Raw genomic sequence first — 17,630 nt, 5'->3', positions numbered from 1 at the left:
TCGCCGGTATATCGCGCCGCTCATCACCCGTGCATAGGGGGTCAACCGCGTCTTGGCTGCGGGCGGGTTGCGATCTCTTTCAGCAGACCGCCGACGCCCATGCCCGCGATGTCGCGGGGGGTCACATCGACACCGCAGATCACGCGCGACAGCACCCAATCCGCACCATTCAACGCAGGGGACCGCGCACAGCCCGGCAGCCCGATCACAGGGGTATCGCCCCTGTGCCCGAGAAACAGCAGATTGCCCGGATCAACCGGCATACCAAAGCGCGAAACCTCGCCGCCCGCGGCGCGCAAGGCTTGTGGGGCCACATCATCTATGTCGGAGGTAGCAGAGCCGGTCAGGACCAACGTCAGCGCCGTATCCGCCTTTGCGATCGCATCCCGCAACGCGGAAATTTTATGCGGCACAATCACGATGTCTTTCAGGGTGACATCCAGTGCTGAAAGCCGATCCGCTATCGCCTTTTTGCCCTTGTCCCCTGCGCCGCCGTCGATTTCGGTGATGATCAACGTGGCGTCCTTGATCTGTGGCGGCAGCATCCGGATCGCGCCGCGACCTGCCACGCAAGCGGCGTCCAAGTCATGATCTGCCACAGCGTAGGAGATAATCTTGATCGTGGCGACCATCCCCCCCGCTGCCATCTGTTGAAACGGCGGCACCGTGGCCAGCGTGATCATCGGATGCACCGCATTCAGCGCCTCAAGCGCGGCCACATCCAGATGCACGATGCCCGGCCCATCGGCCAGCAGGTTCACGCGGCCGGTAAAGGCTTTGGTCATTGTCAGATGCGGATGATCTGCAAGCACGGCCCGCGCGACCTGTGCCGCGGCGGTATTTTCATCCACATCGCCCGCCGAAAGCTGCGCAACGATGATCTGCTCGATCCCCTCTGCCAGAAGCTCGGCCAGATGCGAGGGCTCCAGCCGCAAGCCTTTGCGCAACCGGCCAGACGGCAGCGCGATAGAGTGGGCCAGCACTGCGCCCCCGGCCTGCGCGGTCTCGACGGGTCCGAACCTCACGGTTTTCTCAAGGTTTGGATCATCTGCGACAGGATCGACACCGCGATCTCGGGCGGACCGGCGGCGCCGATATCCAGCCCGATGGGCCCTTTGATCCGCGCGATCTCGGCGGCGGTAAAGCCTGCTTCTTCCAGACGCGACACGCGGGCGGCGTGGGTCCGCTTTGACCCGAGCGCCCCGATATAGAACGCGTCCGAGCGCAAGGCGATGTGCAGCGCGGGGTCGTCCAGTTTGGGGTCATGGGTCAACAGCACGACGGCGCTGCGGGTATCGACGCCGACGGTATTCATCGCCGCGTCGGGCCAGTCATTCACCACTTGTGCATCGGGGAAACGCGCTTGCGACCCAAACGCCTCGCGCGGGTCAATCACCACGGCGTCGAACCCCGCGACCTGCGCCATGGGCACCAGCGCTTGGGCGATATGCACCGCCCCGACGATGACCAGCCGCAGCGGCGGATTATGGATCGCCACAAATGTATCGCCGTCTTCCTTTACACCGGACCGGTCCATCCGGAAGCGATCCGCATAGCCGTCGTCTACCAGCCGGCCGGCCCCGCCAGACAGCGGTACCTGATAGGCAACGGGCTGACGTGCGGCGCGGGCGCGCACCAGATCAGACAAGACGTCAAACGGCATAGCGCCTGCGCCAATCGGTTCGACCAACACGCGGATGCGCCCGCCACAGGCCAACCCTACTGCAAACGCATCACCATCACTGACGCCATATTCCAACAACCGCGGGGTGCCGTCCTCGATTGCCTCAAGCGCTTCGACCACCACGGCCCCCTCGACGCAACCGCCCGAGACAGATCCCTGCATCTCGCCATCAGTCGCGATAGCAAGCTGTGCCCCGACGCGCCGCGGGGCTGAGCCCCATGTCTCTACGACCGTCGCCAGCGCAGCCCCACGGCCCGCTTGCGCCCATGCATAGGCGCGTTCGGGCGCGTTCTCGAAAATTTCCATGGCGGCTGGCCTCCTTAACCTTGTCGCGGCGGCGACTGTTCTTATGTAGGGCCTCCCAGCCCCCCGCTCAATCAGATAACGGGGAGATAACTTGCACGCCGCCGTTCACACTACTACATCTTGGCCAATGACATGCCAGACGGAGCACCCCACACATGCCCATGCAAGCCCGCGAAATCGAAGACCTGCTGCGTGAAACCTTTCCCAACGCCAAGATCACCGTCGAAGGAAATGACGGCGTTCACATGGCCGCGATGATCATCGACGAAAGTTTTCGCGGCCAGAACCGCGTGCAACAACAACGTGCCGTCTATGCCGCGCTCAAGGGCCGGATGGACGGGTCGAATGGTGAACTGCACGCACTGGCACTGACCACCAAAGCGCCGGACTGATCCGGTGGACCCGATCCTGATTGTGATCCTCAGCGTTCTGGTGTTGATCGTGGCCGTTTTGCGCGGCCTTCAGTCGCTGAAACACACACGCGACACCGAACGCGGATCAAAGCCGGGCAAGGGTTATCACGAAATCGACGCGACCTATCATTCGGGCGGCGGCGGCGGCGGGCACCAGACCAACTACCGCATCCCCCGCGACCCCCAAGAATACGCGAAACGCTTTATACCAAAGGACAAATCGAAATGACCGATGCAAAGACGCAAATTCAGGAAACCATCACAGCCCATACCGTTGTGCTGTTCATGAAGGGCAACAAGACGATGCCGCAATGCGGGTTCTCTTCCCGTGTGGCAGGGGTTCTGAACTATATGAACGTCGATTATACCGACGTGAACGTGCTGGCAGACGAAGGCCTGCGCCAAGGGATCAAGGAATTCTCTGACTGGCCCACCATTCCGCAGCTCTATGTCAAAGGCGAATTCGTCGGCGGCTGTGACATCATTACCGAAATGATGCTGTCGGGCGAGCTGGACACACTGCTGGAAGAAAATGGCGTTGGCTTTGACAAGGATGCTGCCGACAAGATCCGCGAAGCTAATGGCTAAGCAATCGGGCCAGATCAGCGGCCCAACGAAAAACGGGTGCGCCTTGTAGCAAGGTGCACCCGACATACGCTTTGAACGGGATACCCTATCGTCGGGCGCTCGCGTTATTGCGTGCGACACTCCGCATAGATTGTCGTGTCGTTGTCCGCCACCGCGTCATGCCAGACGAGCGTTGCAGCGTTCCCCTTGTTCCACCAGATATAACCAGAACCGTCCGAGGGCCATTCGTACCGCGCGCCTGAAGCTGCGCGCGATTGTACCAGCGTGATCATGCGGTTTTCGACATAAAGCACCGCAGTCGAATTGGCCTGGTCCGGGCTTGAATATGACACCGGAACCTCGACGCCCCGCTCGCAGATATAGGTCGCCGAAAAGGGCAGTTCTTGCGCGACGGCTTGGCTCCCTGACGTGCAAATCACGGCAGCCATCGCGAGTGCCGCGCGCGGCATCATCTGGCCTTGTCTTCGATTTCGTCTGCCAAGGCTTCCGCGCGGGCAGCCATTTCGGCAAGACTATCGGTCACGCCTTGGGGAATAACGGCGACTTCGATCCGCTCTGGCTCGACCACAACGTTGCGCAGACTGGCAAGTTCAGCGTCCCGCTCTGCCAATTGGGCGCGGGCTTCCTTTATCTTGTCCTCGACGGAGGCGGTCTTATCGGCAAGCAACAGACCCGCCATCAACAGCATCCGCGCTTCGGGCATCCGACCGACCTGATCTGACAGCACCTGTGCCTCGTCATCCAGCATCTTGGCGGCAGAGTGCAGGTAATCCTCCTCGCCCTCTTGGCAGGATACTTCGAACTGGCGACCGCCGATAGAAATGGAAACTTCGGGCATCAGGCAGACTCCTCGGCAGTGGGGACAAGCGGCGTTAGAACAGACAGGATCGCGTCAGCCTCTGCCACATCAGCGCGGCGGGCGGCGTGCACGGCATCAAGCTCGGCTTGCAAAGCGGCATTGATAAGCCCGGCGTCACCGACCCCTTCGGCATTGGCCTCGCGCAGCGCGGCGCAAGCATCGGCCAGTTGCGCATTGGCGCGGCGCACCCGTTGCAACTCCATATCAAGCTTTTCGGTCTGGGTCCGTGCTGCGTCAGCGCTGTTGTTTTGCGCCTGCGCTGTCGCCAGTTCCGCACGCAGATGAGACGTTTCATCCGCAAGGCGCTTTTTCAGAGCGTCGACCTGTTCCGCCAGCTCGACGTTGACAGCGCGCTCTTGCGCCAGATCTTGAGATAGATCGGGGATCTCGTCTTTGGCGACCGCCAGTTTGTCCGCTCCGCGCGACGCCCTTTCAAGCGCCGCCAGAATACGGCCTTGCAAGTGTTCTATGTCGCTCATCGCAGGGTTCCTCGTAAAACGTCGTATGTCAGTCGTATATCACAGTTTGCCAACCATCGAATCGCTGGTCAATGTGGTTTCAGCCAATCCTACCCAAACCAAAGGCGGAATACTGCCCCTTTAAGAACAATGCCTTGGCAGGGCGGAAAAGCGATACCACTGGCGGAGTCCTGTGGCCCTTGATCTTTGTGGGTTGGCTGGTATTGATCCGCGCAAACCCTTTCCCCCTTTATAAGGAAGCTTGCACCGTGGATCTGAACGCCCTCGCCAAAGCCCATCCCGCCCATTGGTCCAAAGCGACCGCCATTCGCGCCCTGACACTGGACGCCGTCGCCGCCGCCAATTCCGGCCACTCGGGCATGCCGATGGGCATGGCGGACGTCGCCACCGTGTTGTTCGAAAAGCACCTGAAGTTCGATGCCGCCAACCCACTGTGGCCTGACCGCGACCGGTTCATTCTGTCCGCGGGCCACGGGTCCATGCTGATCTATTCGCTGCTGCACCTCACCGGTTACGAGCAATTCCCGCTCGAAGAGATCAAGAACTTCCGCCAGATGGGCGCTCGCACGGCGGGCCACCCTGAAAACTTCCTTGCCGATGCGATTGAGACCACCACCGGCCCGCTGGGTCAGGGGATCGCAAATTCCGTCGGCTTTGCCATGGCCGAAGAAATTCAGCGCGCGCAATACGGCAAGAAGATCGTGGACCACTTTACCTACGTGATCGCGGGTGACGGCTGCCTGATGGAAGGCATCAGCCACGAGGCGATCGCCCTTGCAGGCCGTCACAAGCTAAGCAAGCTGATCGTAATGTGGGACAACAACGACATCACTATCGACGGTCCGGTATCGCTGTCCGACAAGGTCGATCAGGTTGCGCGTTTCAAAGCCGCAGACTGGCACGTGATCGAGATCGACGGCCACAATCCTGATGAAATCGACGCCGCCCTGACTGAAGCGCGCAAATCCGATCTGCCCACGATGATCGCCTGCAAAACGCATATCGCCCTAGGTCACGCCGCACAGGACACGTCCAAAGGCCACGGCGCGCTGACCGACGCCGACCAAATGGCCGCCGCCAAAGCCGCCTATGGCTGGACAACCGGCCCGTTCGAAGTCCCCGCCGATGTGAAATCCGCATGGGAAGAGATTGGCAAACGCGGTGCAGACGACCGCCGTGCCTGGGAAGAGCGTTTCGATGCCATGTCGCGCAGCAAACGCGAAGAGTTCAACCGCGCATTGGCCGGTGACGCTCCTAAGAAACTGAGCGCGACAATCAAGGCGTTCAAAAAGCAAACCTCTGAAAACGCGCCGAAACTGGCCACCCGCGCCAGCAGCGAAAAAACGCTTGAGGTGTTGAACCCGCTGTACACGGAAACCGTTGGTGGCTCTGCTGATTTGACCGGCTCGAACAACACCAAGACCGCTGATCTGGGCGTGTTCGATGTAGACAACCGTGGCGGGCGCTATGTCTATTGGGGCATCCGCGAACACGGTATGGCCGCTGCGATGAACGGCATGGCGCTGCACGGCGGCGTCCGCCCCTACGGCGGTACGTTCATGTGCTTTACCGACTACGCCCGCCCTGCGATGCGACTTGCAGCGTTGATGCAGGTACCGACCGTATTCGTTATGACGCACGACAGCATCGGCTTGGGCGAAGACGGCCCAACGCACCAGCCGGTCGAACACTTGGCAATCAGCCGCGCGACACCCAACACCTATGTGTTCCGCCCCGCCGATACGGTCGAAACAGCCGAGGCGTGGGAAATCGCGTTGAGCAGCAAGAAAACACCGTCCGTGCTGTCACTGACCCGTCAGGGCCTGCCCACTGTCCGGCTTGAGCACAAGAACAAAAACCTGACCGAACAGGGGGCCTATGTTCTGGCCGACGCCGAAGGCAAACGTCAGGTCATCCTGATCGCCACCGGTTCCGAGGTCGAGATCGCGCTGAAAGCCCGTGACCTGCTGCAGGCCGAAGGCATCGGCACACGCGTTGTTTCCATGCCCTGCATGGAGCTCTTTGCCGAGCAAGACGAAGCCTACCGTCGCCGTGTCCTCCCCGCTGGCCCCGTGCGTGTCGGCGTGGAAGCCGCTGTGAGCCAAGGCTGGGATCGCTGGCTCACCGGCGAGCGTGGTAAGTGGAACAAAGCCGATTTCGTTGGCATGGACCGCTTCGGTGCCTCCGCCCCTGCCGAAGAGCTGTTCGAAAAGTTCGGTATTACGCCCCAAAATGTCGCCGATAAAGCCAAAGCGCTGCTTTGATCTGAACGGACACGATCAACACGAAAAAGGGGGAGCATTTTGCTCCCCCTTTTTATTTTTATTATTCGGTATTGCTGGCCGTCTGAAGCTGGCAGAAGCTTCGAGAGGCGTGGTACACGCTCCCTCTCTAGATTCAGCGCGGCTTTAAAAAATGGCGCGTGCGATCCGGATGAGCTGTAGTGTCTCGAATGCGCTGTCCTGCAACGTCACCAGCTCACCATTCACAACAGCATAGTTATTGCCCGTCTCTAGCTGTGGCAGCTTGTAGGTCTGGCGCAGTTCGTTCTGCGTCAACGCTGCTGTGGGTGCAATGCGCACGCCCTCTGGCAGGTTTTCTACCCGCGCCAGTTCATTGATCCGCAGCAGCGATGTGTAATCTTCGTGGGTGAGCAACACAGGCTGGCCATCGATCAACGCATAGCGCTTGTCTGCCGGTGCGGGACGAAGATCGTAAAGCGATGCAATCTGGTCCGAGCTCAGCAGCAGGGTATCGTCGTCAAGGAAGACGTCCCGATCCAGATTTTCGTCACGGGCGATGTCCCGATCCATATCTTTTCCGCCATCGACAACAATGTCCCGATCCAGAAAATACTCACGCTGATCAAGATAGATGTCGTCAAGCTGCTTATCGTCGTATGCCACCCATTCCTCATAGCTCACGCCCTTTTTGGCAAGACCAGGGGGTACGCAAGGTGGGTCCATTTTTGCCAGGCCCGGTGGGCAGTTGCGATAGGTCAGCAGTTTTTCTTCGGGGACGTCAGCAAAGGCGATCTGAGAGCCCAAAAGCGCCAGTGGCACGGCACCAAGTAGCACGCTCATGTCACGACCTTCAGGTGCGCGCACTTCCAGAATCTCGCTTGAAATGCGTGAACGGTCCTCTTTCGACCGTTTGACTTTCACTTTTACCTTATCGTGCTTTTCAAGCTTCTTCTCTAGCTTCTTGGCCTGCTTCTCGTGTTTTTTCTCTTTTTTCGCGTGTTTTTCCTTCTTATGTTTTTCCTTTTTAGGCTTTTCTTTTTTAGCCTTTTTAGGGCCCTTTTCCTTGTCGTTCTTGATCTTCACGATCTGGAAATCCTGCGCCATTGGCACGGTCAGGGAAGAAATTGTCGCACTGGGCAACGCGACACCTGCGTTAAGAACGGGTGCTACGGCGCAAGCCAGTATGGTTGCACAAGCGAGGGGGGTGAATTTCATAAAAAGACCTCCATATCAAAGTGGCGGATCAAGCATCCTGCACTGAATTTCAAAAGATGACATGTCGGGGTGAACGTTATGGCGTCCCATGCCTTACCGCTTAACCGACGAGGCGTGACAAAGGTTCCAATGCACCGTGGGCTCCAGGTTTTTTCCAGCCGCAGCTCCTATCGGAACCAAGGATATATCTTGACGTTCGCTGATAGGTCTTGCTGTAAGGTCGCCGCGGCGTTCCCCCACATACTGAAGCGACGCTTATAGAGGGCACGCAGCAGCCCCCCAACGTCCGACCTCATCCAGCCATTAAAAAAGGGGACGCAACCTGCGCCCCCTTTCCCTTCTTCTCACCTACGCCAATCAAGCGTGAGCGTCAGCATCCTTGCGGTTGAAGATAGCGCGCCACAGCGGGGTAATGATCTTTTCACCCACCGGGATCAGCACCAGCCCAAGGGCCAGACCGAACACACCGTCCATTGCAGCCTTGGCGATCCATTCAGCGGCCCCAACATAAGCAGCGGGGACCAGATGGCCAAAGGCGACAGCGTAGTCGTGGATCAGATGGCCGAGGCCAGCAAAGCCGAGCTCTTCCATACCGTGTACAATGATTGATCCGCCGACCCAAAGCATGGCGGCTGTGCCGATAATGGTCAGCGCCTTGAGGAACCACGGCATACCGCGCACGATCCCACGCCCGAGACCCCGGGTCAGACCCAGATTGCCGTTCTTCGCCATATAGAGGCCAACGTCGTCCATTTTTACGATCAGCGCGACCGAGCCATAGACGGCGACCGTGATAATCACAGCCGCGGCGGCTAGGGCACCGGCCTCCATCCAGAAGTTCGACACCTCTAGGTTGGACAGAACGATTGTCATGATTTCGGCGGACAGGATAAAGTCGGTCTTGATCGCGCCTTTTGCCTTTTGCTCTTCGAGCTTGGCGGGGTCTTTGATTACATTTTCATCGGCACCGGGGGGATGCTCTTCGTGGCCCTTGCCCCCCACCCCAAGCGCATGGGCGATCTTTTCAGCCCCCTCAAAACACAGGTAAGCCCCGCCCAACATCAACAAAGGCGCAATGAGCCACGGGGCGAAATTCGACAGCAGCAAACCTGCGGGCAGCAAGAACACCAGCTTGTTTTTCAGCGACCCTTTGGTGATGCGCCAGATGATGGGCAACTCGCGGTCGGCCTCGAAACCGCTCACGTATTTGGGGGTCACGGCAGCATCGTCGATCACGGCACCCGCAGCCTTGGCACTGGCCTTGGCCGCCTGCCCGAACACATCATCCACACTGGCCGCGGCCACCTTTGCAATTGCTGCAACATCATCCAACAGGGCTAATAGGCCGCTCATTTAATCTCTCCATCTTTGTTGCGCTAAGGGTAGCGCAGCGCAGGCGGAAGGCAAAGCCAATCAAAGGGTTATCGCTAACACTAACATTTATCGCTAACATACGGAAATTAGAGGGTTTTGGCCCTTCCCCCCCTTCACGGCCACCAGATATAGAACCGGAAAGTTCCAGATCTTTGCCAAAGGACGTCCCCATGACCATCAAAGTCGGTATCAACGGATTTGGCCGCATCGGCCGCTGCACCCTGTCTCATATTGCGGCATCGGGCCGGGATGATATCGAGGTGGTCCGGATCAACGCGACCGGTCCTCTGGAGACTGCGGCCCATCTGATCAAATACGATTCAGTGCATGGGCGCTTTCCCAACGAGGTTAAGGTCGGCAACGGCACGCTTGATCTGGGCCGCGGCGAGATGGAGGTCATGTCGACCTATCAGATGAACGACCTGAACTGGGAAGGCTGCGACGTCGTGCTGGAATGTACTGGCAAGTTCAACGACGGCCTGCTGGCCAAGGTGCATCTGGATCAGGGGGCCAAGCGCGTGCTGTTGTCTGCACCGGGCAAAAACGTTGATCGCACAGTCGTTTACGGTGTGAATGACCACGAGATGCAAGCCTCTGATACGATGATTTCCAACGGGTCCTGCACGACCAACTGTCTCGCCCCGCTGGCCAAGGCACTGCATGACGCATTCGGCATCGAAAGCGGCATCATGACCACAGTGCACAGCTATACCGGTGACCAGCCCACGCTCGACCGCCGTCATGACGATCTGTACCGCGCCCGCGCGGCTGCTATGGCGATCATCCCGACCTCTACCGGCGCGGCCAAGGCGTTGGGTGAAGTACTGCCTGCGCTGAAGGGCAAACTTGACGGGACTGCGATGCGCATCCCGACCCCCAACGTCAGTGCCGTCGATCTGACCTTTACCGCGGGTCGCGATGTAACGGTCGAAGAGGTCAATGACGCGATGCGCGTCGCGGCGAACGGCCCAATGTCGGGTGTCTTGGCCTATGACGCCGAACAAAAGGTATCGGTTGATTTCAACCATACCGAACATTCATCGATCTTCGCCCCGGACCAAACCAAGGTTGTCGGCAAGCGTCTGGTGCGCGTTCTGGCGTGGTACGATAATGAATGGGCCTTCTCTGTCCGTATGGCCGATGTGGCCGTCGCCATGGGCAAACTTGGCTAAGACTTGCGACGCGCGGGTTGCCCTGTCATATCTGGGCCACCCGCAGGCAAGGACCACCGCCCCATGGACACCCCCATCGCCATCTCCCTCGCTGTTGTACTGCTAACCGCACTGGGAATTGATGCGCTGGTCTATGGCAGCGAGCACCTGATTTTTCTGACCAAAAAATTTGTCGACCTGATTGATTGGCTGGCATTCTGGCGCTGATCCGTGCGCTTGCCCTGCCCTTCTTAACTTCCCCCTGACGCAATATTACCCCGCACAGCTTGACACTTTGTCATAAATGCCGATGTTAGCGCTATCACATTCAGGAGGACGCCCCATGGCAACCAAATTGGCAATCAACGGCTTTGGCCGCATCGGTCGTAATGTCTTGCGCGCATTGATTGAGCGTGGCGACAATGATTTGCAGGTGGTGGCAATCAACGATCTTGCCCCGCTGGAAACCAATGCGCATCTGTTCGAATTCGACTCTGTGCACGGTCGCTTTGGCCGCCCCGTAACCTTGGGTGAAAACACAATGGATGTGGGCCAAGGCCCGATCCGCGTGACCGCCGAACGCGACCCTGCAGCGCTGCCTTGGGGCGACGTGGACATCGTGTTGGAATGTACTGGCATCTTCACCACCCGCGACGCCGCCGCCAAGCATCTGGCGAACGGGTCAAAGCGGGTTGTGATCTCTGCACCGGGTAAAGACGCGATGAAAACAATCGTCTACGGTGTGAACCACGATCTCATCACTGCCGAGGACACCGTGCTAAGCAACGCGTCCTGCACCACCAACTGCATGGCCCCACTGGCCAAAACCCTGCATGACGCCTTTGGCATCAAGCACGGGCACATGACCACAATTCACAGTTACACGGGCGACCAACCGGTGCACGACACGGCTCACAGCGACCTGTACCGCGCCCGCGCCGCGGCCCTGTCGATGATCCCCACAACCACCGGTGCGGCGAAAACGCTGGGCAAGGTATTGCCGGAGCTGGACGGGCTGATCGGCGGTACCGCTATCCGTGTGCCCACGCCCAACGTGTCCTGCGTCGATCTGGTGGTCGAATTGTCCAAAGAGGTCACTGTGGATCAGGTCAACGACACCCTGCGCTCCGCCGCTCAAGAAGGCCCACTGAAGGGAATTCTGGGTCTGGTAGAGCGTCCGCTGGTGTCGATCGACCTGAACCACGATACACATTCGTGTGTTGTCGCCCTTGATCAGACGTCGGTCCAAAGCGGGACGCAACTGCGGGTTTTGGCTTGGTACGACAACGAATGGGGGTTCTCGAACCGTATGCTCGACACCTCGCGCGAGGTTGCGAAAACCCTCTGAACGTTATTGATTAAACCGCTTTAACAGCTCGGCATTGACGGCGGGCGTCACAAATTTACTGACGTCCCCGCCAAGCCGGGCAATCTCCTTGACCAACCGGCTGGCAATCGCCTGATGTTCGGCCTCGGCCATGAGGAATACCGTCTCGACGCTATCATCGAGCTTCCGGTTCATTCCGACCATTTGATATTCATATTCAAAATCAGCCACAGCACGCAGCCCGCGAATAATCATTTGGGCACCCACATCATGGGCGCAATTGATCAGCAGGTTTTCAAACGGGTGGACAACGATCTCTGTACCGGTTTCCGCATTCAGCTTGCGGCATTCCTCTTCGATTTGGGCGACGCGTTCTTCCAGCTCGAACAAGGGTCCCTTGTCACGGTTGATCGCGACCCCGATCACCAGTTTGTCAACAAGCGTCGCCGCCCGCCGGATGATGTCGATATGGCCCAAAGTAATCGGGTCAAAGGTGCCGGGGTAAAGGCCAACGCGCATGGGAGAGTCCAGTCATTTCAAGTCGTTATTCTAAGTGTAAGCAAGCATTTACACCACAAAGATGCAACGCCAAATTCGCCGGGGCTAGTGCCCCCGGATCATTCCTTCCAGCGCGTCTTTCTCCATCGAAAGCTCCATCAGGCGCGCCTTGACGACATCGCCGAGCGATATCAGCCCGATCAGTTCGCCGTCCTTCACCACGGGCATGTGGCGGAACCGGCCTTGGGTCATCTTGGCAAGGATATCATCAGCGGTTTCATTCATGGCACAGGTCACCAGATCGCGCGTCATCAGCGCCTCTACGGTGTCGTCCAGACAGCCGCTGCCCTCGCGGCCAAGGGTGCGTACGATGTCACGCTCTGACAAGATACCGTCAGGGGTTTTGCCATCCGCCGACACGACCAGGGTCCCGATCCGCTTTTCCGACAACATGGCCGCTGCTTGGGCGATGCGTGTCCCCGGTTTGACCGTCGTAACACTATCGTCTGCCTTGGTTTTGAGGATTTGGGAAACTAGCATGATCGGCCCCTTCGCAAGAATATTACCTTTAAGTCAGGTTCCCTTTAATACTGTTGCGTGTCAAGTAATTGCCTCCAGTTTTGCGACTTCGGCACGGACACCTTGCGCCAATGCTTCTGCAAAACGGCTCAGACGCAGATTGCGGCGGTCGTCCTCGTGGCGAATTAAATAAAACGCGCGGCTTAGGCTGACATCCTTCGTCAAAATGCGCGTCACCCCCGGCGTCGCCGCAAGCGAAAAATCATGCACGATTCCTACCCCGCCACCCTGACGGATCATATTGACCTGCACTGACACCGAATTTGAGGCCAAGGGCACCCGGGTCATGCCAAGCGCTGCCAGATAATCAAGCTCGCGGTCAAAAATCATATCAGGGATATAGCCCACCAAGCGGTGCCCCTGCAGATCGGCCACCGATTGTATCGCGGGACGCTCCGCAAGATAGCTATCGGCAGCGGCAAGATGCAGTTGATAGTCGGCAATTTTCTGCACGACCAGCCTGCCCGCCGTCGGCGCGCTGACCCCGATCGCCATATCTGCCTCGCGTCGCGACAGGTTGAACACGCGCGGCAAGGCGACGATCTGGATATCAAGCCCCGGATTTTCGGCCACCAACCGGGCGCAGACCTGTGGCAACAGATAGTTGGCACACCCGTCCGGGGCCCCGATCCTGATCTGCCCTGCCAACTGATCTGACGGCACGGCAACATCCGCCGTGGCCTGTCGCATCGCCTGCTCTGCGGCCTCGGCCCGGGCCAGTAACTGCGTCCCCGCCTCGGTCAAGGCATACCCCGACGGAGATTTCACAAATAGCACCGCTTGCATGGCCTTTTCCAACCGCGCCATACGCCGCCCCAGGGTCGCCGGATCAAGCCGCAGCAGTTTACCCGCCCCTGACAGGCTCTGTTCGCGGGCGACTGCCAGAAACAATCGCAGATCGTCCCAGTTTCCCATCATTTGTCACGCTCCCTCACGCTCTTCATTTTGCCCTTAAACTCCGGGGACGTCCAAAGGACGGGGGCAGCGCCCCGCCTCCACTCTTTCAGCCACAACAGGGCTTTGCAATAATGCAAAACGATTTTGACCTGATGCCCCTTTTCCTTTGTTTTTTGCAAGGCTAACCTGCCGCCAAACGCAGTAAAGGAGCATTCAATGCAAGAATTGACCCACTACATGAACGGCGCCCACGTCAAAGGCACCTCAGGCCGCTTCGCAGACGTGTACAACCCCGCCACGGGTGAAGTGCAGGCCCAATGCCCGCTGGCCAACGAATCCGAAATGGATCAGGCCGTACAATACGCTATGGCAGCACAGCCTGCTTGGGCCGCGGTGAACCCCCAGCGTCGCGCGCGGGTCATGATGAAATTCGTGGACCTTCTGAACCGCGATATGGATAAGCTGGCCGAAGCACTGAGCCGCGAACACGGCAAAACCCTGCCCGACGCTGCCGGTGACGTTCAGCGCGGCCTTGAAGTCGTGGAATACTGCATCGGCGCGCCAGAGCTGCTGAAGGGCGACTATACCGACAGCGCCGGCCCTGGCATCGACATGTACTCCATGCGCCAGCCTTTGGGCGTGTCGGCGGGCATCACCCCGTTCAACTTCCCGGCCATGATCCCGATGTGGATGTTTGCCCCCGCCATCGTCTGCGGCAACGCATTCATCCTCAAACCGTCCGAGCGTGATCCATCCGTGCCGTTGATGCTGGCAGAACTGCTGGAAGAAGCAGGCCTGCCCAAGGGCATCATTCAGGTCGTCAACGGCGACAAAGAAGCGGTTGACGCGATCCTGCATCATCCAGTCATTCAGTCCGTCGGCTTTGTCGGCTCCACCCCGATCGCCGAATACATCTATGGCACGGGCTGTGCGAATGGTAAGCGGGTTCAGTGCTTTGGCGGTGCCAAGAACCACATGATCATCATGCCAGACGCCGATCTGGACCAAGCCGCCGATGCGCTGATCGGCGCGGGCTATGGTGCTGCGGGCGAACGCTGCATGGCGATCTCGGTCGCCGTGCCTGTGGGCGACGAAACCGCCGACCGTCTGATTGAAAAGCTGGTGCCACGTATCGAAAAGCTGAAAGTCGGGCCCTATACTTCGGGCAAGGACGTCGATTACGGCCCCGTGGTCACCGCGGCTGCCAAGGCAAACATCGAACGGCTGGTGCAAACTGGTGTTGATCAGGGTGCCACGCTGGTCGTAGACGGCCGCGACTTCAAACTGCAAGGGTATGAAGACGGCTTCTTTGTTGGCCCGCACCTCTTTGACAATGTCACCCCCGACATGGACATCTACAAGCACGAGATTTTCGGGCCAGTTCTGTCCACCGTACGTGCAAAGACCTACGAAGAGGCGCTTGGCCTCGCGATGGATCACGAGATGGGCAACGGCACCGCGATCTTTACCCGCGACGGCGATGCGGCCCGTGATTTTGCCGCCCGCGTGAACGTCGGCATGATCGGCATCAACGTGCCAATCCCCGTGCCGCTGGCCTACCACACCTTTGGCGGCTGGAAAAAATCGGTCTTTGGCGATCTTAACCAGCACGGTCCGGACGCGTTCAAATTCTACACACGCACTAAAACCGTGACCTCGCGCTGGCCCTCGGGCATCAAAGAAGGTGGCGAGTTCAACTTCAAACCGATGGAATAAGCCCTATCCCTACCCTTCGGCGGTTTCCCCGCCGGAGGGAGCTTGCGTGATCGCCTTGGTCGTGCTTACAATTTAACATACGTTCAATTCGACAGGTCTTGGGAGGGACACCGTTTATGGATTTCGCACTTTCAGAAGAGCAAACCGCGATTTTCGACATGGCTTATGGCTTTGGCCAGGACCATATCGCCCCTTTCGCCCGGAAGTGGGAGAAAGACGAAACGATCCCCAAAAACCTTTGGCCCAAAATTGCAGAGCTTGGCTTTGGCGGGCTTTACGTGTCCGAGGACGTCGGCGGCTCCGGATTGACGCGGCTGGACGCGACGCTGGTGTTCGAGGCGCTCAGCATGGCCTGCCCGTCGGTCGCGGCGTTCCTGTCGATCCACAACATGTGCGCCAAAATGCTGGACAGCTTTGCCAGTGATGAGCTCAAGGCGCGGATCATGCCTAACATCCTAAGTATGAACACGGTGCTAAGCTACTGCCTGACAGAGCCCGGATCCGGCTCTGATGCGGCGGCGCTCAAGACGAAATGCGAACGCACGAACGACGGCTACAGGCTGAACGGGACCAAAGCGTTCATCTCGGGCGGCGGGTATTCCGACGCTTATGTCGCGATGGTACGCACGTCGGATGACGGTGCGGCGGGTGTGTCCACTGTCTATGTCGAAGAGGGAACCGAAGGGCTGTCATTTGGCGGGCTAGAGGATAAAATGGGCTGGCGCAGCCAGCCGACGTCGCAGGTCCAGTTTGACAATTGCAACATTCCTGCCGGAAATCTGGTGGGTGAAGAAGGCAAAGGTTTCAAATATGCGATGATGGGGCTGGATGGGGGCCGTTTGAACATCGCCGCCTGTTCCTTGGGGGCTGCGCAGACCGCGCTGACCGCAACACTGAACTATATGGGCGACCGCAAGGCCTTTGGCAAACCTATCGACCAGTTCCAAGGGCTACAGTTTCGCCTTGCCGAGATGGAGATCGAACTTCAGGCCGCCCGCGTGTTCTTGCGGCAGGCCGCGTGGAAGCTGGACACCGGCGCACCCGATGCAACGAAGTTCTGCGCCATGGCCAAGAAGTTCGTGACCGAAGCCGGTAGCAAAGTCGTGGATCAATGCCTGCAACTGCATGGCGGCTATGGCTATCTGGCAGATTACGGCATCGAAAAGCTGGTGCGCGATCTACGGGTGCACCAGATCCTTGAGGGCACCAACGAAATCATGCGGGTCATTGTCGCGCGCGACATGTTGAAAAACCGATGACCGATATTTCCATCCGTATCTCAGGCCGCGCGGGTCGGATCACCCTGACCCGCCCTCAGGCGCTGAACGCCATGACCTACGACATGTGTCTCGCCATCGAAGACGCTTTCGACGCATGGCAACATGACCCGAATGTTGATCTGATTATCCTAGATGCTGAAGGGGATCGTGCCTTTTGCTCGGGCGGCGATATTGCCGAACTCTATGCCACAGGCACCAAGGGCGACTATGCCTACGGGCGCACGTTCTGGGCCGATGAATATCGTCTGAACGCCAAAATTTTCGCCTACCCTAAGCCGGTTGTGTCCTTTCTGCAGGGGTTCACGATGGGCGGCGGTGTCGGTATCGGATGCCATGGGTCGCACCGGATCGTGGGGGAAAGCAGCCAGATCGCGATGCCGGAATGCGGCATTGGTCTGGTGCCCGATGTAGGCGGCAGCCTGATGCTGGCGCTGGCCCCCGGACGGGTGGGTGAATATCTGGGCACGACGGCGTCACGAATGAAGGGTGAAGACGCGATTTATGCAGGCTTTGCCGATACTTACATTGCAGAGCTAAACTGGCCTGATGTGATCGCCGCACTAGAGAACTCTGGCGATGTCGCTATTCTGGCAACCGCGAGCACGACGCCCCCCGCCTCCGCTCTGGCGGCGCAGGCCGAAGAGATTGACAGCTTCTTCGCGGGCGAGACATTGGCCGATATCCTTAATGCCCTGCGCGTATCAGACAGCGCCTTTGCCACTGACACGCTCAAGAAAATGCAACGCAGCAGCCCCCTCGCAATGGCCTGCACAATAGAGATCATTCACCGTCTGCGCGGTCCGTCGCTAAGCATAGAAAAGGCGCTGGATATGGAATACCGCTTTACCTTCCGCGCAATGGAGCATGGCGATTTTCTGGAAGGCATCCGCGCCGCGATCATCGACAAGGACCGTAACCCAAGCTGGCAATTCGCCGATATGAACGTCCCGCTTGCCGCGACAGCCAAGATGCTGCGCCCGCTGGCCGAAGACGCCCTGACACTGGAGAAAACGACATGAGC

At 58.8% G+C, this 17,630-nt stretch carries 20 protein-coding genes; 10 read left to right on the top strand and 10 right to left on the bottom strand.

The genetic code is table 11. The features are described 5' to 3' along the window. Positions 1–41 precede the first annotated feature (41 nt). Both ACVBAU_RS08505 and ACVBAU_RS08500 read right to left on the bottom strand, forming a co-directional pair. Positions 42–1,025, bottom strand: a complete 984-nt coding sequence (locus tag ACVBAU_RS08505; protein WP_448325692.1) for a molybdopterin-binding protein — start codon at positions 1,023–1,025, stop codon at positions 42–44. Continuing rightward, positions 1,022–1,990 (bottom strand): XdhC family protein, encoded by a 969-nt coding sequence (locus ACVBAU_RS08500; RefSeq protein WP_448325690.1) that lies wholly within the window; start codon positions 1,988–1,990, stop codon positions 1,022–1,024. Before ACVBAU_RS08500 ends, ACVBAU_RS08505 begins: the two co-directional genes overlap by 4 nt. A 155-nt stretch (positions 1,991–2,145) precedes the next feature. Between ACVBAU_RS08500 and ACVBAU_RS08495 the strand changes: the two genes are divergently transcribed. The 3 genes from ACVBAU_RS08495 to grxD are packed head-to-tail and all read left to right on the top strand — an operon-like array spanning position 2,146 to position 2,991. Continuing rightward, complete coding sequence (locus tag ACVBAU_RS08495; RefSeq protein WP_074635070.1) at positions 2,146–2,382, top strand: BolA/IbaG family iron-sulfur metabolism protein; 237 nt, start codon at positions 2,146–2,148, stop codon at positions 2,380–2,382. Positions 2,383–2,386: 4 nt separating this feature from the next. After that, entirely contained in the window at positions 2,387–2,632 is a 246-nt protein-coding gene (locus ACVBAU_RS08490) for a hypothetical protein (protein WP_138923544.1), read from the top strand. Beyond that, positions 2,629–2,991: a Grx4 family monothiol glutaredoxin gene (gene grxD / locus ACVBAU_RS08485; protein WP_138923545.1), complete on the top strand. Its 363-nt coding sequence runs from the start codon at positions 2,629–2,631 to the stop codon at positions 2,989–2,991. The genes ACVBAU_RS08490 and grxD overlap by 4 nt, the downstream gene beginning before the upstream one ends. Before the next feature lie 104 nt (positions 2,992–3,095). Here the strand turns inward: grxD and ACVBAU_RS08480 are convergent, their stop codons facing one another. Genes ACVBAU_RS08480 through ACVBAU_RS08470 form a run of 3 tightly spaced genes read right to left on the bottom strand, consistent with a single transcriptional unit; the run spans position 3,096 to position 4,329 of the window. Beyond that, on the bottom strand, positions 3,096–3,443 hold the full coding sequence (locus ACVBAU_RS08480; protein WP_138923546.1) for an MliC family protein: 348 nt from the start codon (positions 3,441–3,443) through the stop codon (positions 3,096–3,098). After that, the gene (locus ACVBAU_RS08475; RefSeq protein WP_093733044.1) at positions 3,440–3,829 is read right to left on the bottom strand and encodes a cell division protein ZapA; all 390 of its coding nucleotides are present in this window, start codon (positions 3,827–3,829) and stop codon (positions 3,440–3,442) included. The genes ACVBAU_RS08480 and ACVBAU_RS08475 overlap by 4 nt, the downstream gene beginning before the upstream one ends. Further along, on the bottom strand, positions 3,829–4,329 hold the full coding sequence (locus tag ACVBAU_RS08470; RefSeq protein WP_448325686.1) for a hypothetical protein: 501 nt from the start codon (positions 4,327–4,329) through the stop codon (positions 3,829–3,831). The genes ACVBAU_RS08475 and ACVBAU_RS08470 overlap by 1 nt, the downstream gene beginning before the upstream one ends. A 248-nt stretch (positions 4,330–4,577) precedes the next feature. Between ACVBAU_RS08470 and tkt the strand changes: the two genes are divergently transcribed. After that, positions 4,578–6,593 (top strand): transketolase, encoded by a 2,016-nt coding sequence (tkt, locus tag ACVBAU_RS08465; RefSeq protein WP_138925124.1) that lies wholly within the window; start codon positions 4,578–4,580, stop codon positions 6,591–6,593. 144 nt (positions 6,594–6,737) lie between these two features. Here tkt and ACVBAU_RS08460 read toward each other — a convergent pair whose 3' ends face one another. Both ACVBAU_RS08460 and ACVBAU_RS08455 read right to left on the bottom strand, forming a co-directional pair. Beyond that, positions 6,738–7,787, bottom strand: coding sequence for a transketolase (locus ACVBAU_RS08460; RefSeq protein ID WP_448325684.1), 1,050 nt, complete (start codon positions 7,785–7,787; stop codon positions 6,738–6,740). Positions 7,788–8,144: 357 nt separating this feature from the next. Beyond that, entirely contained in the window at positions 8,145–9,140 is a 996-nt protein-coding gene (locus tag ACVBAU_RS08455) for a DUF808 domain-containing protein (RefSeq protein WP_138923548.1), read from the bottom strand. A 191-nt stretch (positions 9,141–9,331) separates the two neighbouring features. Between ACVBAU_RS08455 and gap (ACVBAU_RS08450) the strand changes: the two genes are divergently transcribed. The 3 genes from gap (ACVBAU_RS08450) (at position 9,332) to gap (ACVBAU_RS08440) (ending at position 11,660) form a co-directional block, all read left to right on the top strand. Continuing rightward, on the top strand, positions 9,332–10,333 hold the full coding sequence (gene gap, locus ACVBAU_RS08450; RefSeq protein WP_448325681.1) for a type I glyceraldehyde-3-phosphate dehydrogenase: 1,002 nt from the start codon (positions 9,332–9,334) through the stop codon (positions 10,331–10,333). A 63-nt stretch (positions 10,334–10,396) separates the two neighbouring features. Next, positions 10,397–10,540, top strand: coding sequence for a hypothetical protein (locus tag ACVBAU_RS08445; RefSeq protein ID WP_167354526.1), 144 nt, complete (start codon positions 10,397–10,399; stop codon positions 10,538–10,540). Positions 10,541–10,655: 115 nt separating this feature from the next. Beyond that, the gene (gap, locus tag ACVBAU_RS08440) at positions 10,656–11,660 is read left to right on the top strand and encodes a type I glyceraldehyde-3-phosphate dehydrogenase (protein ID WP_448325679.1); all 1,005 of its coding nucleotides are present in this window, start codon (positions 10,656–10,658) and stop codon (positions 11,658–11,660) included. Positions 11,661–11,663: 3 nt separating this feature from the next. Here gap (ACVBAU_RS08440) and coaD read toward each other — a convergent pair whose 3' ends face one another. From coaD to ACVBAU_RS08425, 3 genes are all read right to left on the bottom strand, one after another. Then, positions 11,664–12,158 carry a pantetheine-phosphate adenylyltransferase gene (gene coaD / locus ACVBAU_RS08435; protein WP_138923551.1) on the bottom strand — a complete coding sequence of 165 codons (495 nt, stop codon included), beginning with the start codon at positions 12,156–12,158 and terminating at the stop codon, positions 11,664–11,666. 84 nt (positions 12,159–12,242) lie between these two features. Further along, complete coding sequence (locus tag ACVBAU_RS08430) at positions 12,243–12,677, bottom strand: CBS domain-containing protein (RefSeq protein WP_093733051.1); 435 nt, start codon at positions 12,675–12,677, stop codon at positions 12,243–12,245. A gap of 60 nt (positions 12,678–12,737) precedes the next feature. Then, complete coding sequence (locus ACVBAU_RS08425) at positions 12,738–13,634, bottom strand: LysR family transcriptional regulator (protein WP_448325676.1); 897 nt, start codon at positions 13,632–13,634, stop codon at positions 12,738–12,740. A 195-nt stretch (positions 13,635–13,829) separates the two neighbouring features. Here ACVBAU_RS08425 and ACVBAU_RS08420 point away from each other — a divergent pair, with 195 nt between their 5' ends. The 3 genes from ACVBAU_RS08420 to ACVBAU_RS08410 all read left to right on the top strand — a co-directional run bounded on the left by ACVBAU_RS08420 (position 13,830) and on the right by ACVBAU_RS08410 (position 17,628). Beyond that, a complete protein-coding gene (locus ACVBAU_RS08420; RefSeq protein ID WP_138923553.1) occupies positions 13,830–15,329 on the top strand; it encodes a CoA-acylating methylmalonate-semialdehyde dehydrogenase in 1,500 nt (499 codons plus the stop codon). Between the two features lie 116 nt (positions 15,330–15,445). Beyond that, entirely contained in the window at positions 15,446–16,588 is a 1,143-nt protein-coding gene (locus tag ACVBAU_RS08415; protein ID WP_448325674.1) for an acyl-CoA dehydrogenase family protein, read from the top strand. Continuing rightward, positions 16,585–17,628, top strand: coding sequence for an enoyl-CoA hydratase/isomerase family protein (locus ACVBAU_RS08410; RefSeq protein ID WP_448325672.1), 1,044 nt, complete (start codon positions 16,585–16,587; stop codon positions 17,626–17,628). Before ACVBAU_RS08415 ends, ACVBAU_RS08410 begins: the two co-directional genes overlap by 4 nt. The last annotated feature ends 2 nt before the right edge of the window (positions 17,629–17,630 follow it).

The organism is Sulfitobacter sp. M13 (assembly GCF_053474885.1).
The sequence above is the reverse complement of the archived record's forward strand: the minus strand, read 5'-3'. Positions and strand labels throughout refer to the sequence as shown.